Genomic DNA, 22,697 nt, shown 5'->3' with positions numbered 1-22,697 from the left:
GGACCCCCGGTTCGGGTCCCGGGCCGTCGGTCTGCCGGTCAGCCGCTGATCGCGGCGTAGGCGGACTCCAGCAGCGCGGTGTCGGGCCCCTCCAACCGGCCCGGCTTCGCCAGCCCGTCGAGGACGACGAACCGCAGCGTCCCGGCCCGCGACTTCTTGTCCCCGCGCATGGTCTGAACCAGCTCGGGCAGCACCCCCGGCCGGTACGACGTCGGCAGCCCCACCAGCTCCAGCACCTCGCGGTGCAGGTCGGCGGTAGCGTCGTCGAGCCGCCCCGCGGCCCGGGCCAGCTCCGCGGCGAACACCAGCCCGACCGCGACCGCGTTGCCGTGCCGCCACCGGTACCCCTCCCGCCGCTCGACGGCGTGGCCCAGGGTGTGGCCGTAGTTCAGGATCTCCCGAAGGTGCGACTCCCGCAGGTCCGCGCCGACGACGTCGGCCTTCACCCGGATCGAGCGCCGCACCAGCTCGGCGAGCACCGGCCCCGACGGGTCGAGTGCGGCGACCGGATCGGCCCGCACCCGGTCGAGGATCACCGGATCGGCGATGAAGCCGGCCTTCCAGACCTCGGCGGAACCGGCGACGAGCTCCTCGCGGGGCAGGGTCCGCAGCGTGTCCAGGTCTACGAGTACCGCGGTCGGCTCGTGGAACGCCCCGACCAGGTTCTTCCCGGCGTCGGTGTTGATGCCGGTCTTGCCGCCGACCGCGGCGTCGACCATCGCGAGCAGCGTGGTCGGCACCTGCACGACCCGCACGCCGCGCATCCAGGTGGCGGCGACGAACCCGGCGAGGTCGGTGACCGCTCCCCCGCCGAGACCGACGACGACATCGGCCCGGCTCAGGGCGGCGTCCGCGCACGCCTGCCAGCAGGTCGCCAGCGAGTCGAGGGTCTTCCCGGCCTCCGCGTCGGCGACCTCGTGCCGGAACGCGGCGAGCCCGGCGGCGGCCAGTTCAGTGCGCGCGGCCTCCGCACGCTCGGCCAGTGTCGGCGGGTGCACGACGAGCACCCGGCCCGCACCGGACCCGGCGACGATCTCGGCCAGCCGGCCGGCGACGCCGGCCCCGACCAGCACCGGGTACGGGCGCTCGGCGTTCACCTCGATGCGGACCGACCCGTCCGGCTCGCGGTCCCCGGAGGCGTCGGGCAGCTCGGGGGGGCGAGGGTCGGTCATCGGGTCTCCGTCGGGTCCGTGCCGGGCGCGCCGAAACTCGGTGCGGGCAGCGCCGAGTCGACCCGTGGGGTGGGCCGGTCGAGCGGGTCCTGGGCGTCGGGGGAGGCGTCCGGCGCGGCATCGGACTCCGCACCGCCGGGCAGGCCGAGCGCACCGAGGACGGCGGCGGCCACCTGGTTCGGGCTGCGCCGCGCCGTCGGCACCTGAACGGTCGCGACCTGCGCGTAGAGCGGGGCGCGCTCGGCGAGCAGGGCGCGGAACGTGGCCCGTGGGTTCACCCCGGCCAGCAGCGGGCGGGCGGTCGACATGCCGGTGCGGCGCATCCCGTCGGCGAGGTCGACGTCGAGCGCGACGACCCGGTGCTCGCGCAACAGTTCCCGGGTCGCCTCGGCCAGCACCGCGCCACCACCGAGGGCGAGCACGCCGTGGCCGGCGCGCAGCTGCTCGGCGACGACCTCGTGCTCCAGCTTCCGGAAGGCGGCCTCGCCCTCCTGCACGAACATCTCCGCGATCGGTTTGCCGATCCGCTCGACGATCACCGCGTCGGTGTCGGCGAAGGTGAGGCCGAGGCGCTGCGCGAGCAGCGACCCGATCGTCGTCTTGCCGGAACCGGGCGGGCCGACGAGCACCAGGAACGGCCGCCCCTGCGGGTCGGGGCCCGGCGCGGTGTTCACCGGTCGCCCCCGGCCAGGTAACCGGCGACGTTGCGGCGGGTCTCGGTCAGTGAGTCCCCACCGAACTTCTCCAGCGCGGCCTGGGCCAGCACCAACGCCACCATCGTCTCGACGACGACACCGGCCCGCGGCACGGCGCACGCGTCGGACCGCTGATGGATGGCCGTGGCCTCCTCCCCGGTGACGGTGTCGATCGTGCGGAGCGCACGCGGCACGGTGGAGATCGGTTTCATCGCGACCCGGATCCGGACCGGCTCGCCGTTGGTCATCCCACCCTCGATCCCGCCGGCCCGGTTGGTCAGCCGGGTGACCGGCACGGTGCCCGCCGGGCCCTCGTGCGGCCGACCGGCGGGGATCATCTCGTCGTGCGCGACGCTGCCGCGACGGTGTGCGGTGCGGAACCCGTCGCCGATCTCGACACCCTTCATCGCCTGGATCCCCATCAGCGCGGACGCCAGACGGGCGTCGAGCCTGCGGTCGGCCTGCACGTAGGTGCCGACGCCGACCGGCATCCCGTAGGCGATCACCTCGATCACCCCGCCGAGGGTGTCCCCGGCCTCGTGCGCGGCGTCGATCTCGGCGGCCATCGCCGCCCCGGAGGACCCGGTGAAGGCCCGCACCGGGTTGGCGTCGATCCGCTCCAGGTCGTCCGGACCGGGCAGCGGCTCGTCGTCGGGGACGTCGACGGCCCCGATCGCGACGACGTGCGAGACGATCCGCACCCCGAGCGCCTGCTCCAGGAACGCCTTGGCGACCGTGCCGAGCACCACCCGGGCCGCGGTCTCCCGGGCGCTGGCGCGCTCCAGGACCGGCCGGGCCTCGTCGAACCCGTACTTGGTCATCCCGGCGAGGTCGGCGTGCCCGGGGCGGGGGCGGGTCAGCGGGGCGTTGCGGGCACGGTGCGCGATCAGCTCCGGGGCGACCGGGTCGGCCGCCATCACGGTCTCCCACTTGGGCCACTCGGTGTTGGCGATCCGCACGGCGACCGGGCCGCCCTGGGTGATCCCGTGCCGGACACCGCCGATCACCTCGAGCTCGTCGGCCTCGAACGCCATCCGCGGGCTGCGGCCGTAACCCAGCTTGCGGCGGGCCAGCTCGGCCTGCAGCTCCTTCGTGGTGATCCCGACTCCGGCGACCATGCCTTCCAGCACACCCACCAGGGCCGGGCCGTGGGACTCCCCGGCGGTGATCCATCGCAGCACGGCGTCCATCCTCTCACCCGGTGGTCGTGGCCCCGGAGCAGGTCACGGTCCCCGTCACGACCGGGAGCAGCGCGGTCAACGCGGCACCGAGCAGCACCGGGCCGTGCGGCAGGCGACTGCCCCACCGGGCCCGCCCGGCCAGCAGGGCCAGCACCGCGACCAGGCCCGAGACCAGCATCGCCAGCAGTGCCGTGACCGGGAGCCCGCCCCAGCCCGGTGCGGTCACCGCGGCCCCCACCGGGCCCGCGAGCTTCACATCGCCGGCGCCCATCGCCACCGGTGCGACCAGGTGCACGACCGCGTAGGCCCCGGCCAGCAGCAGCGCCCCCGCTCCGGCGCGCAGCACGGCGGTGCCACCGGCCGGGACGAGCGCCACCAGCACCACCGGCAGCGCGGGGAGGGTGAGCACATTCGGCAGCCGCCGGTGCGCGAGGTCGGTGCTCGTACCGGCGACGACGAGCCAGCACAGCACCGCGAGCAGCGGCAGCCACCGGGCGGCGAGCACCCCGCCCGCGGCGAACAGCCCGAGCCCGGCTCCGGCCACGCCCAGGGCCGCCGGGCAGCCCGGCGCGGTGAGCCCGGAACACCGGTGCAGCACGTACCGGGTCGACAACCCGGTGGCGGTCCCGGTGACGGCTCCGGCGAACAGGGCTGCGAGCAGGTGCAGGTCCATGCCTCGACCCTGCAGCTCCGGTCGGCGGTGTGACCTGCCGTTCCCGTGGTTGTGGACGAACCGCCCCCATGGGGACAGGCGCGGCACCCGGCACCCGACGCGCCCCCCGGGCGGGGCAGGATGGGTCGGTGGGCACCGGTACCGAGGTCGAGCACGGCATCGCCGAGCTGGTGCAGGATCCGGACCGTCCGCGGTCGTGGACCCTGTTGCTCGACGGCACCGCTCAGTCACACGTCGACCTCGACGATCCCGAGCACCTGGAGTTCGAGTACGTCCGGCGGATCGCACACGTCGCCGACCTGGCCGCCCCGCCCGCCGTGCCGCTGCGGGTGCTGCACCTCGGCGGCGGTGCGTGGACACTGGCCCGCTACCTGGCCGCGACCCGCCCCGGTTCGGCGCAGACCGTCGTCGAACTCGACGCCGCACTGGTCGAGCTGGTCGCGCACCGGTTGCCCGGCCCGGACGAGAGCGACGGTCTGCGGATCGTGACCGCGGAGGCCCGCGCGAGCCTGGGCCTGTTCCCGGCCGGGGCGTTCGACCTCGTCGTGCTCGACGTCTTCGCCGGGGCCCGCACCCCGGCCCAGGTGACGACGGCGCAGTTCCTGGACGCCGTCCGGCGGGTGCTCGCCCCCACCGGGATCCACGTCGCGAACCTCGGCGACGGTGCGCCGTGGCCGTTCCTGCCGGGGCAGATCGCCACCGCGGGTGCGGCGTTCGGCGAGCTGGCCCTGATCGCGGCGCCGGACGTGCTGCACGGCCGCCGGTTCGGCAACCTCGTTCTGGCCGGGTCGGACCGGGAGCTCCCGGTCCCCGGGCTGACCCGCCGGGCCGCGGCCGATCCGTTCCCCGCCCGGGTGCTCGACGACTCCGCCACCCGGGCGCTGGCCCGCGGCGCCGCGGCCGTCACCGACGCGACGGCAGCACCCTCACCGAAGCCCCCGGCCGGTCTCTGGGGGCAGTGAGGCCCCGGGGCGGCTGACCCGGAGATCCGACACGGGGCCTGCTCGGCAGGGCAGCGCAACCGCCCGCGGTCACCTGACCCCTGAGCGTCAGGACGTTACCCGGGACGGACGGCGAGCGGCGCCGTTCCCGACCCCTCAGAACGCGCCGACCTCGCGAGCGCGGGCCACGTTGGCGAGATGCTCCTCGTAGCTCGCGGCGAAGCAGGACTCCCCCTCGGTGGTGCAGCGCACGAAGAACAGCCACGGCCCCTCCGGCGGGTTCTCCGCGGCCCGCAGCGCGGTGACCGACACCGACGCCACCGGGGTCGGCGGCAGCCCGGTGTTGAGGTAGGTGTTGTACGGGCCCGGGGTGCCGCGGGCCTCGGCGGTGGTGCGCAGCGCCTGCACGTCGAGCGGGTAGTTGACGGTCGAATCCATCTCCAGGCGCTGGTTCGCCGCCAGCCGGTTCTCGATCACCCGGGCCACCCGGGGCATGTCCGGGTCGAGGGCCTCCTTCTCGACGATCGAGGCCACGATCAGCGTCCGGTAGGCGCCCTCGCCGGACAGTCCGGCCTCCGCCAACCGCTCCGCGGAGATCGTGAGGACCTCACGCAGCACGTCCTGCGGGGCACCCTGCGGGTCGACGTCGTAGGGCCCGGGGGCGACCAGACCCTCCATCCGGCGCTCGGGGGCCGCGTTGCGGTAGCCCTCGTGCGCCCACTCGGGCACGCCCAGGTCGGCCGGGTCGGCGGCGGCCATCGCGGCCCGCAGCTCGTCGACGCCGGTGCAGACGGGCTCACCGTCGGCAGCGCCGAGGCAGGTCGCCCGCGAGATCTGGGAGAGCACACCCGGGCTGACGGTGCCGTCGGGAGCGCTGGTGTCGTCGATCTGCACGCCACCCTTGACGTCCATGAACCCGACCCGGCGCTGCGGGTCGAGCAGGCCCTCGACCGCGGCGCCGCCGGACATCTGCGAGCGCAGCTCGTAGAAACCGGGCTGGACCCGCTGGATGCCCGACTCCCGTGCCGCCGCCTCCAGGAACGCCGCCCGGGACTTCACGACGTCCTGGGCGACCAGCCGCTCACCGATGGCGCTGGTGGGGTCACCGGCCTGCACCCGGACGACCACCGACCCGCTGCCGGACCCGACGTAGTCGTCCGGCCCGCTCAGGAACACCGCCGCGGCCACCAGGACCGCGCCGGCCAGGAGCGCCGAGGCGAGCAGCGCGAGCCGCCGCCTGCGGTAGTGCACGGGCGTCGGGCGGTGGCGGACGGGCGGAGCGGTCACCGACGCACTCACGCCCGGTCCCGTGTCCGGGATCGTCGGTTCACGTCGTTCTCGCCGGCGCCGGTCACGGCATGGAGGGTAACGGTCCGGTGACCCGGGCGAGCACCGGGCCGCTGATGTCGATCATGTCCGGTGCACCGGGTCAGCGTCGCGCGTCCAGCCAGCCCTGCAGGATCTGCACGGCGGCGGCCTGGTCCACCACGGCCCGCTGCTTGCGCCCCTTCACCCCGCGCCCGGACAGCTGGCGGGCGGCGACGACGGTCGTCAACCGCTCGTCGGTGAACTCGACCGGGACGTCCAGCCCGGCCTGCAGTGCGGTCGCGAACTCGCGGGCCGCCTGCGCCGCCGGGCCGTCCTCACCGCGCAGGTTCCGCGGCAGACCGAGCACGACGCCGACGACGTCGTGCTCGGCCACCAGCTCCGCGATCCGGCGCACGGCGGGCTCGTCGGAACCGTCCCGCTCACCGCGCGGGACGGTCTCCACCGGGGTGGCGAGGATCCCGTCGGGATCACACATCGCGACCCCGACCCGGACGGCGCCGACGTCGATTCCCAGGCGTCGCCCGCGCGAGCTGCTCATCCGCGGACGACGGCGCGCAGCTTCTGGATCGCCGCGTCGATCCCGGACGGATCGGTGCCACCGCCCTGCGCCAGATCGGGCTTGCCACCACCGCGCCCGCCGACGGCGGGCGCGAACTCGCCGATCAGCTTCCCGGCCGCGAGCCCGGCGTCCCGGGCGGCCCTGGTGGTGGCGACGACGAAGGACACCTTGCCCGCGTTCTGCGGGTCGACCGCGAACAACGCGACCACACCGGGCCGGTCACCGAGCTTGCCGCGGACGTCGGCCGCCAGGGTCCGCAGGTCGTTGCCGCCGACGCCGTCCGGCGCGGTGACGGCGACCAGCGCGGTCCCGTCGAGGTCCTCGGCCTGCTGGGCAAGGGTCCCGGCCGAGGCGAGGACCGCGTCGGCGCGGTGCTTCTCCAGGTCCCGCTCGGCGGTGCGCAGCCGCTCGACGAGGCCGGCGATCCGGTCCGGCAGCTCCTCGGGCCGGGCCTTGAGCTGCTCGGCGAGCTGGTTGACCAGCAGGTGCTCGGTGGTGGCGTGCCGGAACGCGTCCAGCCCGACGAGCGCCTCGACCCGGCGCACGCCGGAGCCGATGGACGCCTCGGACAGCACCCGGACCAGCCCGATCTCACCGGTGCGACGCACGTGGGTGCCGCCGCAGAGCTCGCGCGAGTAGTCGCCCATGTCCACCACCCGGACGCGGTCGCCGTACTTCTCGCCGAACAACATCATGGCGCCCAGCTTGCGGGCCTCGTCCATGGTCGTCTCGTAGGTCTGGACCTCCCGGTCGGACTGCAGGACCGAGTTGACCTCCTCCTCGATCTCGACCAGCGCCGCCGGGTCGACGGCCCCGGTGGGCGAGGTGAAGTCGAACCGCAGCCGGCCAGGGGCGTTCAGCGAACCGGCCTGCGCCGCGGCGCTGCCCAGCGCACCGCGCACCCCGGCGTGCACCAGGTGGGTGGCGGTGTGCGCACGGGAGATCGCGGCCCGGCGGGCCCGGTCGACCTCGGCGACGACCTCGGAGTCCAAGGTCACGGTCCCGGCGGTGACGGCACCGCGGTGCACCCGCAGGCCGGCCACCGGGGACTGGACGTCGTCCACCCGGATCTCGAACGAGGCACCCCTGAGCACGCCGGTGTCGGCCTGCTGGCCGCCGGCCTCGGCGTAGAACGGTGTCCGGTCGAGCAACACCTCGACGGCGTCGCCCTCCTCGGCGGCGGGCACCGTCGCGCCGTCGCGCAACAGCCCGACGATCCGGGCCTCCGAGCGCTCCGTCTGGTAGCCGAGGAAGTCGGTGGCACCGTGCGTGTCGAGCACCGCCCGGTACACCGAGGCGTCGACGAAACCGACCTTGCGCCCGGCCGCATCGGCCTTGGCGCGGGTGCGCTGCTCGTCCATCAGGGCCGCGAACCGCTCGCGGTCCACCGAGAGCCCGGCCTCCTGCGCCATCTCCAGGGTCAGGTCGATCGGGAACCCGTAGGTGTCGTGCAGCTGGAAGGCCTGGTCGCCGGGCAGCACGGTGCGCCGCTCGCGGCGGGCCTCCTCGACGGCGCCGGAGAAGATCCGCTCGCCGGCCGTCAGAGTGGCCCGGAAGGTCTCCTCCTCGGCCCGGATCACCGCGGAGATGCGCTCGAAGTCGCTCGCCAGCTCGGGGTAGGTCGGCGACATCGCGTCCCGGACGACGGCGGCGAACTCGCCCAGGCACGGCCCGGTGACGCCGAGCAGCCGGGCCGAGCGCACGATCCGGCGCAGCAGCCGGCGCAGCACGTAGCCGCGGCCCTCGTTGCCGGGGGTGACGCCGTCACCGACGATCATCACCGACGACCGGGCGTGGTCGGCGATGACCCGGAACCGGACGTCGTCCTCCGGGTCCTGCCCGTAGCGCTTGCCGGAGAGCTCCTCGGCCTTGGCGATGACCGGGCGCACCAGGTCGGTCTCGTAGACGTTGTCCACGCCCTGCAGCAGGAACGCCACCCGCTCGACGCCCATGCCGGTGTCGATGTTCTTGTGCGGCAGCTCCCCGATCGGCGGGTGCCCCTTCTTCGGGGACAGCTCGCCGCGCTCGTCCTGCATGAAGACGAGGTTCCAGATCTCGAGGTAGCGGTCCTCGTCGGCCTCCGGGCCGCCGTCGGCGCCGAACTCCGGGCCGCGGTCGAAGTAGATCTCCGAGCAGGGTCCGCCGGGGCCGGGCACGCCCATGTCCCAGTAGTTGTCGTCGCCGCCGCGGCGCTGGATCCGCGCCTCGGGCAGGCCGGCGATCTCCTTCCAGAGCTCGATCGCCTCGTCGTCGTCCTGGTAGACGGTCACCCAGATGCGTTCCGGGTCGAAGCCGTAACCGCCGTCGTCCTGACTCTTCGTGATGAGCGACCAGGCGTACTCGATCGCGCCGCGCTTGAAGTAGTCACCGAAGGAGAAGTTGCCCGCCATCTGGAAGAACGTGGCGTGCCGGGTGGTCTTGCCGACCTCGTCGATGTCCGGTGTGCGGACGCACTTCTGGATCGACGTGGCGCGCGGGTACGGCGCGGGCACGTCACCGAGGAAGTACGGCTTGAACTGGACCATGCCCGCGTTCACGAACAGCAGCTGCGGATCCTCCAGGATCAGCGAGGCGCTCGGCACGGGCGTGTGCCCGGCCTGCTCGAAGTGGGCGGTGAAGCGACGGACGATCTCGTGGGTCTGCACCGGAAGGTCTCTCGTGACGGGTACGGCGACGGGCTGCGCCGGCGACCGGGGTCGCTGCGCGGGGACACCGTACGGCGGGGACGACGCGGGCGCGCCGGGAGGCTCACCGATCGCGGGCAGTGTCAGCTGCCCGCGCCGGGTGCTCGCCCCGGGCGGGGCTCGCCGGGCCGGGACGACGACGCGTGATGCGTCAGCGCCCGGGACGACAGTGCCCGGGTGATCACTGCGGTGCTGGTCACGCGGCCCTCCCCTCGATCCGGCCGACCCGGCAACTGTGGACCAGGTTACTCCCCGGCCTCCGGGCCGCGGGACAGCCGGAGGGTGCGGCCGGGCCGTCCGGGTGGGGCGGCACACCGCGCGACAGCGGTCCTCCGGCGGACGTCACCTGCCGGGGCCCCGCTACCAGCCGGCGCCTGGGGCCGGGACCGCCCAGTCCGACGTGCCCGCGCCGGATCAGACCGCGACCGGCAGACCGACCGGGTCGTGCGGCTGCCGCCGCGGGGCTCGCGGTGCCGGGACGACCGCCCCCGCGGGCCGCGCCGGTACCGGTTGTGCCGGCCGAGCCGGCGCTGCCGGCACCGCAGCCGACGGTGCGGTGCTCGTGGCGGGGACGGCCGGTCGCACCGGGCTCGGCGTGGGGGCGGCGGACCGGGCCGGCTGCGGCCGGGCGGGCGGGTGCTCCGCCACCGGGGCCGCGTCCCGGCGGGCGGCCCGGTCCTCCAGCTCGCGGCGCAGCCGCTGCAGGGCCCGGTGCTGCGCGACCCGGACCGCGCCCGGCGTCGATCCGAGCGCGTCGGCGGTCTCCTCGGCCGTCAGGCCGACCGCGATCCGCAGGGTGAGGATCTCGACCTGGCGCTTGCCGAGGATGCCCAGCAGTTCGCTGAGCCGGTCGTTGCGTTCGGCGTCCAGCACCACCTGCTCGGGGTCCTCCTCGCGACCGATCTGCTCGGGCAGCTCCTCCACCGCGTCGCACCGGTTCCGCGCCATCGCCCGGAACGCGTCGGCGATCTTGTGCCGGGCGATCCCGAACACGAACGCGCGGAACGACATGCCGGAGAGGCGGTAGTCGGGCAGCACGGCGAGCACCGCCATGCAGACCTCCTGCGCGACGTCGTCGGCCGACCCGAGGGTCGTCTCCCGTCGCCCGAGCCGGGCCCGGCAGAAGCGCTCGACCTGCGGCTGGACCCGGGAGAGCAGCAGCGCGACCGCCCGCGGGTCACCGGCGACGGCCGCCTGCAGGAGCTCCGGCGGGAGCAGGTCGGGAGCAGGCGTGGTGCGCACCGACCCGGCCGGCTCGCCACCACCGTCCCGGGCAGGGCCGGTGGTCACGGCCGGTCCGCTCACCGCGAGTCCGTCATGCATCGTGCCAGCGCTCCTCCGATGCGGACCCGCCGCATCCCGTCCCCGCGATACCGCCGGTCCTCCCCGTTCCCGGAGCGACGGTCGGCCCGCTCGGTGTCCTCTGCCGGGGTCCGGCGGCCCGCAGGGCCGCTCGGCCGCACCCCGTCCTGCGATCAACCCTGGCGACACACCCGATCGGGGTCAATCAACATGCTCAATTTGCGGTATGTAGCGACGCGGGGTAGTCGTTTCCGGCTCATCGAGGCAACCTATGCGCCGATCAGGCGTCCACTGTCTGTCACTCCTTCCGGTGTCGCCGCGGAACGTGACCCCGACGGCCGCGGGCTCGTTGAACCGGGTGCCCCGCCCGCTCCCCAGAAGGACCACCTCCGTGCCGCTGCGCCGCCCGCACCGCCTGTCGCTCGTCGCTCTCGCCGGGGCCGCCGTGATCGCTCTGGGCGTCGCCGTCCCCGCCGCGGCGGCGCCGGTGCTGCCGGTGGACCTTCCGGTGCTCAGCGAGGCGGCCGCCGCGGACCTGGTGCCCGCGGTCGTCGAGGCGGCGGGTGGCTCCCTCGCCGGGACCTGGTTCGAGGACGGCAAGCTGATGGCGGGCACCTGGGACCCGGCCGTCGCCCCGGGGCTGCAGGCGCTGGGTGCCACACCGGTCGTCCGCGACGGGCCCCCGCGTGACCCCTCGGCCGCGCTGCGCGAGCTCGACACCCGCACCGCGGCCACCGTGCCGGAGGGGCTGGCGGCCTACGGGATCGACCCGCGGACCGAACAGGTGGTGCTCGACGTCGTCGAGGGAACGGACGCGGACCGGCTCGTGCGCGAGCTCACCGCCGGCCTGGACCCGGCCGTGGTGCGGGTCGAGCAGGTTCCGGCGGCGCCGCAACGGCAGGCGGCGGTGGCCGGCGGAGACACCATCAGCGACGGGAGCAGGCGGTGCACGGCGGGCTTCGCCGCGTCCGACTCCGCGGGCGACTGGGTGATCACGGCCGGCCACTGCGTGCGCGGCTCCACCACCTGGTACGCGGCCGACCGGAGCACCATCGGGTCGAGCGCCCGTACCGCGGGCGCCGGTATCGACGTCGGTGCGATCCCGGTCGAGCAGGGCAGCGTGTCACCGACGGTCGCCGGGACCCGGGTCCGCGGTACCTCCGTCGCACCCGTCGGGTCGTCGGTCTGCCTGCACGGCTCCACCAGCGGCCGGTCCTGCGGGACCGTGCAGCGGACCGACGTGACCGTCAACTTCGAGGGCGAGCAGCAGTCCGGCCTGACCGCCGTCGGGGCGTGCGCGCAGGAGGGCGACTCCGGCGCGCCCTACATCACCTCGAACGGTCAGGCACAGGGCGTGCACACCGGTGCGGGCGGTTCGGGCAACTGCACCAGCTACTTCACCCCGGTCCGGACCGCGACCAGCGCGCTGGGCCTGACGCTGACCACCGGCTGAGATCAGTCACCGCTACCCCGGACCATCCGGCGCAGCTTCGGGACCCGCTCGGCGAGCGTCCGCTCGAACCCCCGGCCCGACGGTGTGTAGTAGTCGGTCCCGACCACGTCGTCCGGCGGGTACTGCTGGCGCAGCACCCCGTCCGGGTCGTCGTGCGGGTACCGGTAGCCGACCGCGTTGCCCAGCTTCTGCGCGCCCGCGTAGTGCCCGTCCCGCAGGTGGGCCGGCACGGCGCCGACCTTCCCGGCCCGGACGTCGGCCATCGCCGCGTCGATCGCGGTGATCACGGCGTTGGACTTCGGCGCGGTCGCCAGGTGCACGGTGACCTGGGCCAGCGCGAGCCGGGCCTCCGGCATCCCGACCAGCTGCACGACCTGTGCGGCGGCGGTCGCGGCGGGCAGCGCGGTCGGGTCGGCGAGACCGATGTCCTCCGACGCGTGCACCATCAGCCTGCGCGCGATGAACCGGGCGTCCTCCCCGGCGACGATCATGCGGGCCAGGTAGTGCAGGGCCGCATCCGGGTCCGAGCCACGGATGGACTTGATGAACGCACTGATGACGTCGTAGTGCTGGTCCCCGGCCCGGTCGTAGCGGACGGCGACCTCGGTGACGGCCCGCTCGACGGCGTCCAGGTCGACGACGGAACCGCCCGCGCCGAGCACCCCGTCGGCGGCGGCCTCGAGCGCGGTGAGCGCGCGACGGCCGTCCCCCGCGGCCAGCCGCACCAGCGCGTCCTCCCCCTCGGGCGCCAGCTCCACCGTGCCGTTCAGCCCGCGCTCGGAGGTGACGGCGCGCCGCAGCAGCCGACGGACGTCGTCCTCGTCCAGGGACCGCAGCTGGAGCACCAGCGAACGGGACAGCAGCGGTGACACCACCGAGAACGACGGGTTCTCCGTGGTCGCCGCCACCAGCAGCACCAGCCGGTCCTCCACCGCGCCGAGCAGCGCGTCCTGCTGGGTACGGGAGAAGCGGTGCACCTCGTCGATGAACAGGACGGTCGTGGTGCCGCTGCGGTCGCGCCTGCGCCGGGCGTCCTCGATGACCGCTCGCAGCTCCTTCACCCCGGCCGAGAGCGCGGACAGCGCGACGAAGTGCCGGGCGGGCACACCGGGACCGGCACCACCGGCGCCGGCCATCAGCCGGGCGAGGGTGGTCTTGCCGGTGCCGGGCGGCCCGTAGAGCAGGACCGACGCCGCCGCGCCGCCGTCGAGCAGGCGGCGCAGCGGGGCGCCGGGCTTCAACAGGTCGGCCTGGCCCACGACCTCGTCCAGGGTCCGTGGACGCATCCGGGCCGCCAGCGGGGCGTCCGGGCGGGGGCCGTCGTCGGGGCCGTCCGCCCCGGGCCCGGGATCGATGTCGAACAGGCCGTCGCTACTCATCACCGCCCAGCCTGCCAGGACGGGACCGGAGGACGGTCAGGCGCGCTCCATCTCGTCCGCCAGGACGGGGGTGTGCACCGGGTTGTGCTCGTGGAACCGGTTCTCCGCGTAGGTGACCACGGCGGCCGCACCGAACACCGCACCGAGCGGGATGAACAGCACGGAGTAGACGAGCTCGGCGAGAACGCTGCTCAGGAAGGCGAACGGCACGGTCAGCAGACCGATCAGGACGCTCGCCACGACGAGCGTCAGCACCAGCAGCGCACCCCGGCCGAGCACCGGGAAGAACCGTGGGTTGACCAACGCGAACGTCCGGCCGATGCCGGCCCGCTCCACCGCGAGCACCCCGGCCAACGCACCGAAGAACACGGTCATGAGGTAGATGCCGGGGAGCACCAGCAGGATCATCCCGATCCCGGCGAGCAGCCCCGCGAGGAAGAACCAGCCGACGGCCGCGAGGCCACGGTCGGTCACGAACGCCCACACCTGCCGCGGCTCGTAGGGCCGACCCGCCGCGTCCCGCACGACGACGTACACCGTCGCCAGCATCCCGAGGGCACCCAGCACGATCGTCAGCACCGTGGTGACCAGGTTCGCCATCTCGAGGGCGAGGAGGCTGCCCAGACCCGGGAAGGCGCCCGGCACCGGATCGGCGCCCAGCCCGAGCAGCCGCAGCACCGCCTCCAGCAGCGCGATCGGCACCCAGACCGCCGCCTGCACGACCAGCAGCGGCTTCCAGCTGCGCTGGAGCACGCCGACGATCTTGGAGATCCAGTCGTTGAGCGAGAACGGCACCAGCGGGTCCGGGGAGGTCCCCGCGGCCGGGGCCGGCATCCCGGGGTGCCCGGCGGGCGGCTGGCCGGGATAGCCGCCGTACTGCTGACCGGGCGGGTACGACTGCTGGCCGTACGCGCCCTGGGTGTGCCGGCCGTAGGCATCCGGCGCACCGTGCTGCTGCCCGTATGGCGGTGCCCCGTACGGCTGCTGCCCGTACTGCTGCCCGTACTGCGGGGCGCCGTACGGGTGCTCGCCGTACTGCGGGACCTCGTACGGCTGATCACCGCCGGGTTGCTGACCACGGTGGTCCGGCGCGCCGGGGGGTGGCTGCGGGTGCTGCGCCTGCCCGTACGGGCCGTGACCGAAGGGCTGCTGCCCGGATCCCGGGCCGCCGGACCCCGCGGCACCCGCGTCGCCCGGCGAGCCCGCGGCCCCCTGCTGGTCGCCGCCCGCTGACGGCTCACTGCTCATGCGCGCGAAGATAGAGGTGCGACCGGCTGTCGCACGTCCGGTTCACCTAGCCGAACCCGATTCGTGACCTGGTCAGATGATCGTCACGGACCCCGGATCGTCGCCGGAACGCAACTCCGGTGACGCGCCGCGTCACCCCCCGGCAACACGGCCGGTGCACCCTTGCCGGGCATGGACACGATCCTCGGATGCCCGCTCTGCACCCGGCCACGGACCGCCGCCGACATCCATGACCTGAGCTGGAGCAGCCATCACGGCCCGGGCGGGGTCGTGTACGTCTGCGGCCCGTGCACCCGGGCCCGGCTGGTCGACCTCGAGTGCGGCCTGCTCGACCCGGCCCGCGAGGCCGCACCGGTGCCGGACCGGACGGCCCGGGCAGCCTGAACCGACCCGGCGGAGTCGGCTCCGTCACCGACGGCGTGGTCCCGGCCTCGGAACGCCCGTGCCCGACGTAGGGTCGGGCGCGTGCGCGAGATCCTCGAGTTGCTCGAACGGGACGCCTCCCTGAGCCACGACACCGTCGCGACCATGCTCGGACTGCCCGTCGACGAGGTCGACGCGCGGATCACCGAGTGGGAACGGACCGGCGTGATCCGGCGCCATCGCGCGGTCGTGGACTGGGCCCGCTACGAGGACGGCACCTCCGACGGAGCGCTCGCCGGCGCCGGCCGGGCGGGGGCCCGGGTGACGGCGTTCATCGACGTCGCGGTGGAACCCGCCCGCGGGGTCGGGTTCGACGACGTGGCCGCGCGCATCTCCCGGTTCGAGGAGGTCCGCGACTGCTACCTCGTCTCCGGCGGGCACGACCTGCGCTGCACGGTCGTCGGACCGGACATCCGGGCGATCAGCGACTTCGTGTCGCAGAAGCTGTCCACGATCGACCGTGTGCGTTCCACCGCCACCCACTTCGTGCTGGCGACGCACAAGCGCGACGGCGACTCGTTCGCCGAGCCGGAGGCCGACCACCGGTTGCCGGTGACGCCGTGAAGCCGCTCAACAGCACGATCACCGCCATCCCGCCGTCGGGCATCCGGCGGTTCTTCGACATCGCCGCGGAGATGGACGACGTCATCTCCCTCGGTGTCGGTGAGCCCGACTTCGTCACGCCGTGGCGGATCCGCGAAGCCGGCATCTACGCCCTGGAACGTGGTTACACCACCTACACCGGCAACGCCGGCCTCCCCCGGCTGCGCGAGCTGATCTGCGCCGACCTCGCGTCCCGGTACGAGGCCCACTACGACCCGGCCACCGAGTGCCTGGTCACCACCGGCGTCTCCGAGGGACTCGACCTGGCACTGCGGGTCCTGCTGGACCCGGGCGAGGAGGTGATCGTCCCCGAGCCCTGCTATGTCGCCTACCAGCCGTGCGTCTCCTTCGCCGGTGGGACGCCGGTGGGCGTGCCGACCCGGGCCGAGGACGGGTTCGCGATCGACGTCGCCGCCGTCGAGGCCGCGGTGACCCCCCGGACCAAGGCGGTCCTCATCGGTTCGCCGGCCAACCCGACCGGTGCCGTGCAGCCACCGGAGGTCCTGCGCGCACTGGTCGCGCTCGCCGAGCGGCACGACCTGTACCTGCTCTCCGACGAGATCTACGACCGGCTCACCTACGAGGGCACGCACACCTGTCTGGGTGCGGTGCCCGGCGCCCGGGAGCGCACCGTGGTGCTGGGCGGCTTCTCCAAGGCCCAGGCGATGACCGGGTGGCGGGTCGGCTGGCTCGCCGCCCCGGGGCCGATCGCCGAACTGTGCCTGCGGGTGCACCAGTACACGATGCTGTGCGCACCGCACGTCTCGCAGATGGCCGCGGTCGAGGCGCTGAGCAACGCCGAGCCCGACGTCGCCGAGATGGTCGCCGACTACGACCGCCGACGCCGGGTGTTCGTGAAGGGGCTGCGTGAGGCCGGGCTGGAGTGCCCCGAGCCGGCCGGCGCGTTCTACGCCTTCCCCAGCATCCGTTCGTCCGGCCTCGACGCGGAGACCTTCGCGGAGCGGCTGCTGCGCGAGGAGTCGGTCGCCGTGGTGCCGGGGACCGTGTTCGGCCCGTCCGGCGCAGGGCACATCCGCTGCTCGTACGCGACGGCGCTGCCCCAGCTGGAACAGGCCGTCGAGCGGATCGGGAACTTCCTGCGCCGCCTGTGAGCGGTGGCGGGCACCGATCGGCGCCCGCCACCTCGTCGTCCTGCGGTCAGGGGGCGATCAGGTCGTCGAACTCACCGTCGTGCACGCCCTGCAGGAACGCCGTGATCTCGGCTCGGGTGTAGGTCACGTACGCGCCGTCCGGCCGGGTCGAGTTGCGCACCGCGGCACCCCCGCCCGGCAGCGGGGCGACCTCGACGCACGCCCCGTTCGGGTTGCTGCGCACGCTCTTCCGCCACTGCAGGCCATCCGGCAGATCGATCTCGCTCATCGCGGTCCCTCCCGACGTTCTGGACTGATGCAATTGCAACCGTAGCAGTCGCCCGCTCCCCCGTTCGCCTTTCGCGACACGTCCGGGTGGTGGCACGAATGCGTGACGCAACCGCTACGATCGGCTCGCCGGGTCCTGGGGTGGACGGAACGGGCCCGGCCGCCGCAACGGCCGAACAGGGGAGAGTCACGGGTATGGATCGAGCGCGGTCGGTCACTCCGTCCGAGGTCGACGTCAGCACTCCGAGCGTCGCTCGCATGTACGACTTCTACCTCGGTGGCAAGGACAACTACGAGGTCGATCGGCAGGCCTGTGCCGCGCTGTCCGAGGCCGCCCCCGGTACCGCGGCGCTCGCGATCAACAACCGGCGCTTCCTCATCCGGGCCGTCCGCTACCTCGCCCAGGAGCACGGCATCCGGCAGTTCCTCGACCACGGGTCGGGCCTGCCCACCCAGGACAACGTGCACCAGGTCGCGCAGGCGGTGGATCCCTCGGCGCGCACGGTCTACATCGACAACGACCCGATCGTGCTCGCGCACGGCCGTGCACTCCTGGAGCAGGACGACGCGTCCACCGTCGTACAGGCCGACGTCCGCGACTTCGCGTCGGTCTACGGCGACCCGGAGGTCACCCGGCTGCTGGACTTCAGCCGCCCGACCGCCGCGCTGTTCCTGTCGTTCCTGCACTGCATCCCGGACTCCGACGACCCGGCCGGTCTGGTCGCCGGGGTGCTGGACCGGCTGCCGAAGGGCAGCGCGGTCGTCATCTCGCACCTGGCGAGCACCGATCCCGACGTGCGCCGCAGCCTCACCGACATGATGCTCGCCAACACCCAGGGCAACTGGGGCCGGGTGCGCACGCCGGACGAGGTCGAAGCGCTGTTCGGTGGGCTGTCGGTGGTGGAGCCCGGCATCGTCGAGGTCTCCACCTGGCACCCGGACGATGTGGCACCCGAGGTGCAGGTCACCAGGGAGTGGATCGAGTACGGCGGGGTCGCCTTCAAGAACTGACCACCCCCCGCCCGGCCGCTGCACCGGCCCAGCGGGGGTGGCGGCCGCCTAGAACATCCCGCGCAGCGACGAGATCATCGCCTGCGAGCGACGCGGCGTGAGGGCGGCCGCGGCGAGCCGGTCGATCAGCACCAGATAGGTCTCGACGTCGGACCGCTTGTCCAGGTACAGCGCGCTGGTCAGCTGTTCCAGGTAGACGATGTCCGGCAGGTCGGTGTCGGCGAACCGCAGGAGGATGAACGGGCCCCCCGTCGCGGCGGCGCCGCTCTGGTTGAACGGGAGCACCTGCAGTGTCACGTTCGGCAGCTCGGAGACCTTCAGCAGGTGCTCCAGCTGGTCACGCATGGCCTGGTCGCTCCCCATCGGCCGGCGCAGTGCCGCCTCGTCGATGACCGCCCAGAACTCCGGCGCCGACGCCCCTTCCAGGATCTGCTGCCGCTCCATCCGCAGCGTGACGCGGCGCTCGACCTCCGCCGGTGGGGCCGGTCGCCCCAGCTCGATCACGGCCCGCGCGTAGCCCTCGGTCTGCAGCAGGCCCGGAACGAACTGCGGCTCGTAGGTCCGGATGGTGACGGCCGCCTGTTCGAGTCCCACGTAGGTGGTGAACCAGTCGGGCATCGTGTCGCTGAACGGTTGCCACCAGCCCGGCTCGCTCGCTCGCTGCGCGAGGACCAGCAGCTCCTCCCGTTCGGTCTCGCCGATGTTGCCGTAGAGGGTCAGCAGGTCCGCGATGTCACGCTGCTTGAACCCGACCCGGCCGGACTCCATCCGGCTGATCTTCGCCTCGGAACCACGGATCAGGTCGGCCGCGACCGCCCGGCTGACGCCCGCGGCCTCCCGGAAGCGCTTCAGATGCGTCCCGACGAGGATGCGTAACGCCACCGGCCCGGTTGCGGTCTCGGCAGCTGCCGCACCGCTCGGACGAGACTCGCCGGAACCCATCAACCACCCCGGAACGTGGACGGACGTGTACGGAGAGTGTGTCATGCCGTGCCCATGACGTGGCCCGGCTCCCCTGGGCGGGATCATCTCACGGCGGAACACCGGGGACGCAAGCCCGGCGTCCGGCGCGTCGAGATGCTGCTCAGCGGGCACTCAGCCGGCCTCGACCCGGTCGCCGGCGGTGCTGAGCGGTCCCGGTGCGGTTCGTTCGGTCCCAGGGGTCGTCCCAGCACGGGCGGACCGTCCGGGACCGGCGCCGGACTACCGGTCGGCGGTTCGGAACGCCGGGAACACCGGCAGCTCGGACGGCGCGTCCGGGAACCGCACGTCGAGCGCTGCGACGATCGCGGCGGCGAGCTCCGCCGTCGCGGCGCGGCCGGTCTCCGCGGTTGCGGCTCCCAGCCCCTGCCAGTAGTGGCGCAGCGCGGTGCTGATCCGCGGCGACCGGCCGGCGTCCCGGCCGATCGGGCGGTCCCGGTGCAGCACCCGGGGCAGCAGCTGCCAGGTCGACCACCACACCCAGAGCACGTGCGCGTCGGTCAACCGGGACTCCAGGAGCTCGGTGTCGTCGAGCTCCGGCCAGACCGGGGCGACCTCGGCGCGCCACGCGTCGAGCATCTGGTCGCGCACCGCGGACGGCAGGTCGAAACTGGCCGCGCAGCCGGGGAACGGCACCCGGACGTAGGCGGCGTCCAGCACGACGTCCCGGAAGCACCCCCACTCGAAGTCGACGAACCGCACCCCGCGGCTGGTGACGAGATTGTTGTCCGGGCAGGTGTCGGAGGGGCTGAAGGCCCGGAACCCGGTACCACCGAGCAGGCGGACGCCGCCGCGGGCCTCCAGCACGGCCATCTCCGACACCTCGATCCCGAGGGAGTCGGCGAGCAGTGCGGGCAGCCCGGCAAGCGCTGCCCTGGCCTGCTCGGCGATCGGGTCGCGGCGAACCTTCTCCCCCAGCCGCCGCAGCAGCGCCCCGAAGTCGCCCTCCCGGCCCGCGGTGGCGGCCTGCATCCGGCCCAGCCCCCTGGCCCAGCCGAGCAGGCAGATCCGCGCGGCCTCCCGGTCCGGGCCGAACAACTTGTCCGCGAGGGTCATGCTCCGCCCGAGGTCCTCGAGCACGAGCAGCCGTTGCTCCGGATCGTGGGCGATGATCACCGGGCTGGGCCGGACGTCGCTGGGCAGCGCGGTGAACAGCTGACAGGACGCGACCTCGTAGCGGTACGGGTCGGAGGCGATCGGCTCGTCGCCGGGGCCGGGCGGCGCGTACTGCTTGATCACCACGCTGCGCCGGTCCGAGAAGGGATTCTGCGCCATCCTCGCCCGGGCCACGACCGAGCGGCCGCTGCCGCCGAGGTCCTCCGGGTCCGAGAGCTCGATCTCCGATCCAGCCCGCCGGGACAGCAGCCGCGCGGCACCGGCCATCGCCGCGACCGCACCGGGTGTCGCCTGCGGATCGGTCATCGTCCGGGACCTTACCCCTCGTGACGGGCACGCCCCTCGGGACGGACGTGCTCGATCTCCAACCGGTCGGAGGCCACGGGCGGCACACCGCCGGGCCCCACCCCGGGGCTCCACGGGCCCGGTTCGACGACCGCGGGCCGGCACCGGGCGTCCTGGGCCCGGTTCGACGACCGCGGGCCGGCACCGGGCGTCCTGGGCCCGGTTCGACGACCGTGGGCCGGCACGGCGTGTCCTGGGCCACCCGGGGCCCCGGCCCCGGGTGGCCCGCCCGGCAGGGCCGGCCACCCGAAGGCCGGTCAGGCGGCGGGACCGGGCTTCTCCGGTGCGCCACCACCGGTCTCTGCCGGCTTGCCGGGGGCCGAACCACCGGGCGCCGGTGCGGCCGGACGCGCGTCCACCCCGGCTTCCTTGCGCTGGGCCGCGGTGATCGGGGCGGGCGCCTGGGTCAGCGGGTCGAAGCCACCACCGGTCTTCGGGAAGGCGATGACCTCGCGGATCGAGTCGCTGCCGGCGAGCAGCGCGGTGATCCGGTCCCAGCCGAACGCGATCCCGCCGTGCGGCGGAGGGCCGTAGGAGAACGCGTCGAGCAGGAACCCGAACTTCTCCTTCGACTCGGCCTCGGACAGCCCCATGACCTCGAAGACCCGCTTCTGGACGTCCGCGTCGTGGATACGGATCGACCCGCCACCGATCTCGTTGCCGTTGCAGACGATGTCGTAGGCGTAGGCCAGCGCCTTGCCCGGGTCCTGCTCGAAGGTGTCGATCCACTCGGGGGTGGGCGAGGTGAACGCGTGGTGCAGCGCCGTCCAGGCCCCGGCCCCGACGGCGACGTCGTCGCTGTCGGCGGTCGACTCGAACAGCGGGGCGTCCACGATCCACACGAACGACCAGGCCGACGAGTCGATCGCGTCGATCCGCCGGGCGATCTCGCCGCGGGCCGCGCCGAGCAGCGCGCGCGCCTCCGACGGGGTGCCCGCGGCGAAGAAGATGCAGTCACCGGGGTTCGCGCCGGTGGCCTCGGCCAGACCGGCCCGCTCGGCCTCGGAGAGGTTCTTCACGACCGGGCCCCGCTCGTCGACCGAACCGTCCTCGCCGATCAGCACGTACGCCAGTCCCCGGGCGCCGCGCTGCTTGGCCCACTCCTGCCAGCCGTCGAGCACCTTGCGTGGCTGCGACGCCCCGCCGGGCATGACGACGGCCCCGACGTAGGGGTTCTGGAAGACCCGGAAACCGGTACCCGCGAAGTAGTCGGTCAGCTCGGTCAACTCGATACCGAACCGCAGGTCCGGCTTGTCGGAGCCGTAGCGCGACATCGCCTCGGCGTAGCTCATCCGCGGGATGGGGGTGCTGATCTCGTGCCCGACCAGCTTCCAGACCGCGACCAGCACGCGTTCGGCGAGCGCGATGACGTCGTCCTGGTCGACGAAGCTCATCTCGATGTCGAGCTGGGTGAACTCCGGCTGCCGGTCGGCACGGAAGTCCTCGTCGCGGTAGCAGCGCGCGATCTGGTAGTAGCGTTCCAGGCCGCCGACCATGAGGAGCTGCTTGAACAGCTGCGGGCTCTGCGGCAGGGCGTACCAGGATCCGGGGCGCAACCGCGCGGGGACCAGGAAGTCGCGGGCGCCCTCCGGGGTGGAGCGGGTGAGGGTCGGCGTCTCCACCTCGATGAAGTCCTCGGCCGCCAGCACGTCACGGGCCGCCTTGTTGACGTCGCTGCGCAGCTTCATCGCCGCAGCCGGCCCGGGGCGGCGCAGGTCGAGGTAGCGGTGCGTCAGCCGGATCTCCTCGCCGACATCGCTGTGCTCGTCGATCGGGAACGGCAGCGGCGCCGACTCGGACAGGACGGTCAACTCGGTGACGGTGACCTCGATGTCACCGGTCGGCAGTTCGGGGTTCTCGTTCCCGGCCGGGCGCGTGACGACGGTCCCGACGACCTGCACGCAGAACTCCGAGCGCAGCCGGTGGGCCCGCTCGGCCATCTCGCCCTCGCGGAACACGACCTGGGCGGACCCGGACCGGTCGCGCAGGTCGATGAAGATCACGCCGCCGTGATCCCGGCGGCGGGCCACCCATCCGGCGAGGGTCACGGTCTGGCCGGCGTTCTCGGCACGCAGCGTGCCGACGGGGTGGGTTCGCATCACGGCGGACAAGGCTATCCGCACACCCCGGAGGGCCCGCCACCAGGTTTGCGCCCGGCCGCTCGGGCGTCGGGCCCGGGCCCGGACCCGGGTGATCGGGCCGGCGCGACCGCTCGTCCGCCCG

Annotated in this window: 19 protein-coding genes and 1 pseudogene; 6 read left to right on the top strand and 14 right to left on the bottom strand. The window is 73.9% G+C overall.

Going from position 1 to position 22,697, the window contains the following annotated elements; translation table 11 throughout:
* Positions 1-38 precede the first annotated feature (38 nt).
* From aroB to AB0J24_RS00180, 4 genes are read right to left on the bottom strand one after another with little or no spacing between them, the layout of a single operon-like run.
* Positions 39-1,172, bottom strand: coding sequence for a 3-dehydroquinate synthase (gene aroB, locus AB0J24_RS00195; RefSeq protein ID WP_358673037.1), 1,134 nt, complete (start codon positions 1,170-1,172; stop codon positions 39-41).
* On the bottom strand, positions 1,169-1,846 hold the full coding sequence (locus AB0J24_RS00190) for a shikimate kinase (RefSeq protein ID WP_358673035.1): 678 nt from the start codon (positions 1,844-1,846) through the stop codon (positions 1,169-1,171). Before AB0J24_RS00190 ends, aroB begins: the two co-directional genes overlap by 4 nt.
* Entirely contained in the window at positions 1,843-3,048 is a 1,206-nt protein-coding gene (aroC, locus tag AB0J24_RS00185; protein ID WP_358673033.1) for a chorismate synthase, read from the bottom strand. The genes AB0J24_RS00190 and aroC overlap by 4 nt, the downstream gene beginning before the upstream one ends.
* Before the next feature lie 13 nt (positions 3,049-3,061).
* A complete protein-coding gene (locus tag AB0J24_RS00180) occupies positions 3,062-3,721 on the bottom strand; it encodes an A24 family peptidase (RefSeq protein WP_358673031.1) in 660 nt (219 codons plus the stop codon).
* Between the two features lie 128 nt (positions 3,722-3,849).
* Here AB0J24_RS00180 and AB0J24_RS00175 point away from each other — a divergent pair, with 128 nt between their 5' ends.
* Positions 3,850-4,683: a fused MFS/spermidine synthase gene (locus AB0J24_RS00175; protein ID WP_358673029.1), complete on the top strand. Its 834-nt coding sequence runs from the start codon at positions 3,850-3,852 to the stop codon at positions 4,681-4,683.
* Between the two features lie 135 nt (positions 4,684-4,818).
* Here AB0J24_RS00175 and AB0J24_RS00170 read toward each other — a convergent pair whose 3' ends face one another.
* The 4 genes and pseudogenes from AB0J24_RS00170 to shbA form a co-directional block, all read right to left on the bottom strand.
* Positions 4,819-5,949, bottom strand: coding sequence for an endolytic transglycosylase MltG (locus tag AB0J24_RS00170; protein ID WP_358673027.1), 1,131 nt, complete (start codon positions 5,947-5,949; stop codon positions 4,819-4,821).
* Positions 5,950-6,091: 142 nt separating this feature from the next.
* The gene (ruvX, locus tag AB0J24_RS00165; RefSeq protein WP_358673025.1) at positions 6,092-6,529 is read right to left on the bottom strand and encodes a Holliday junction resolvase RuvX; all 438 of its coding nucleotides are present in this window, start codon (positions 6,527-6,529) and stop codon (positions 6,092-6,094) included.
* The gene (gene alaS / locus AB0J24_RS00160; RefSeq protein WP_358673023.1) at positions 6,526-9,195 is read right to left on the bottom strand and encodes an alanine--tRNA ligase; all 2,670 of its coding nucleotides are present in this window, start codon (positions 9,193-9,195) and stop codon (positions 6,526-6,528) included. Before alaS ends, ruvX begins: the two co-directional genes overlap by 4 nt.
* Positions 9,196-9,915: 720 nt before the next feature.
* Positions 9,916-10,557, bottom strand: a pseudogene (shbA, locus tag AB0J24_RS00155) (RNA polymerase sigma factor ShbA); the annotation flags it as partial.
* A gap of 370 nt (positions 10,558-10,927) precedes the next feature.
* On the opposite strand from shbA, the gene AB0J24_RS00150 reads away from it, so the two are divergent.
* Entirely contained in the window at positions 10,928-11,989 is a 1,062-nt protein-coding gene (locus AB0J24_RS00150) for a S1 family peptidase (protein ID WP_358673021.1), read from the top strand.
* A 2-nt stretch (positions 11,990-11,991) separates the two neighbouring features.
* Here AB0J24_RS00150 and AB0J24_RS00145 read toward each other — a convergent pair whose 3' ends face one another.
* Both AB0J24_RS00145 and AB0J24_RS00140 read right to left on the bottom strand, forming a co-directional pair.
* Positions 11,992-13,368 (bottom strand): replication-associated recombination protein A, encoded by a 1,377-nt coding sequence (locus AB0J24_RS00145; RefSeq protein WP_358673019.1) that lies wholly within the window; start codon positions 13,366-13,368, stop codon positions 11,992-11,994.
* Between the two features lie 36 nt (positions 13,369-13,404).
* Positions 13,405-14,616, bottom strand: coding sequence for a hypothetical protein (locus AB0J24_RS00140; RefSeq protein ID WP_358673017.1), 1,212 nt, complete (start codon positions 14,614-14,616; stop codon positions 13,405-13,407).
* A gap of 171 nt (positions 14,617-14,787) precedes the next feature.
* Here AB0J24_RS00140 and AB0J24_RS00135 point away from each other — a divergent pair, with 171 nt between their 5' ends.
* The 3 genes from AB0J24_RS00135 (at position 14,788) to AB0J24_RS00125 (ending at position 16,754) form a co-directional block, all read left to right on the top strand.
* Positions 14,788-15,000 carry a hypothetical protein gene (locus AB0J24_RS00135; RefSeq protein ID WP_358673015.1) on the top strand — a complete coding sequence of 71 codons (213 nt, stop codon included), beginning with the start codon at positions 14,788-14,790 and terminating at the stop codon, positions 14,998-15,000.
* Positions 15,001-15,081: 81 nt separating this feature from the next.
* The gene (locus tag AB0J24_RS00130; protein WP_358673013.1) at positions 15,082-15,603 is read left to right on the top strand and encodes an Lrp/AsnC family transcriptional regulator; all 522 of its coding nucleotides are present in this window, start codon (positions 15,082-15,084) and stop codon (positions 15,601-15,603) included.
* On the top strand, positions 15,600-16,754 hold the full coding sequence (locus AB0J24_RS00125) for an aminotransferase class I/II-fold pyridoxal phosphate-dependent enzyme (RefSeq protein ID WP_358673011.1): 1,155 nt from the start codon (positions 15,600-15,602) through the stop codon (positions 16,752-16,754). Before AB0J24_RS00130 ends, AB0J24_RS00125 begins: the two co-directional genes overlap by 4 nt.
* Positions 16,755-16,800: 46 nt before the next feature.
* On the opposite strand, the gene AB0J24_RS00120 is transcribed toward AB0J24_RS00125, so the two are convergent.
* The gene (locus tag AB0J24_RS00120) at positions 16,801-17,022 is read right to left on the bottom strand and encodes a DUF397 domain-containing protein (RefSeq protein WP_358673009.1); all 222 of its coding nucleotides are present in this window, start codon (positions 17,020-17,022) and stop codon (positions 16,801-16,803) included.
* A gap of 98 nt (positions 17,023-17,120) precedes the next feature.
* Between AB0J24_RS00120 and AB0J24_RS00115 the strand changes: the two genes are divergently transcribed.
* Complete coding sequence (locus AB0J24_RS00115; protein WP_358673007.1) at positions 17,121-18,032, top strand: SAM-dependent methyltransferase; 912 nt, start codon at positions 17,121-17,123, stop codon at positions 18,030-18,032.
* 48 nt (positions 18,033-18,080) lie between these two features.
* Here the strand turns inward: AB0J24_RS00115 and AB0J24_RS00110 are convergent, their stop codons facing one another.
* The 3 genes from AB0J24_RS00110 to aspS form a co-directional block, all read right to left on the bottom strand.
* Complete coding sequence (locus AB0J24_RS00110; RefSeq protein ID WP_358673005.1) at positions 18,081-18,914, bottom strand: Scr1 family TA system antitoxin-like transcriptional regulator; 834 nt, start codon at positions 18,912-18,914, stop codon at positions 18,081-18,083.
* A 321-nt stretch (positions 18,915-19,235) separates the two neighbouring features.
* Positions 19,236-20,435, bottom strand: a complete 1,200-nt coding sequence (locus AB0J24_RS00105) for a hypothetical protein (protein ID WP_358673003.1) — start codon at positions 20,433-20,435, stop codon at positions 19,236-19,238.
* A gap of 296 nt (positions 20,436-20,731) precedes the next feature.
* A complete protein-coding gene (gene aspS, locus AB0J24_RS00100) occupies positions 20,732-22,576 on the bottom strand; it encodes an aspartate--tRNA ligase (protein WP_358673001.1) in 1,845 nt (614 codons plus the stop codon).
* Between the last annotated feature and the right edge of the window lie 121 nt (positions 22,577-22,697).

It is taken from the genome of Pseudonocardia sp. NPDC049635 (assembly GCF_040659795.1).
Lineage (GTDB): Bacteria > Actinomycetota > Actinomycetes > Mycobacteriales > Pseudonocardiaceae > Pseudonocardia.
The sequence above is the reverse complement of the archived record's forward strand: the minus strand, read 5'-3'. Positions and strand labels throughout refer to the sequence as shown.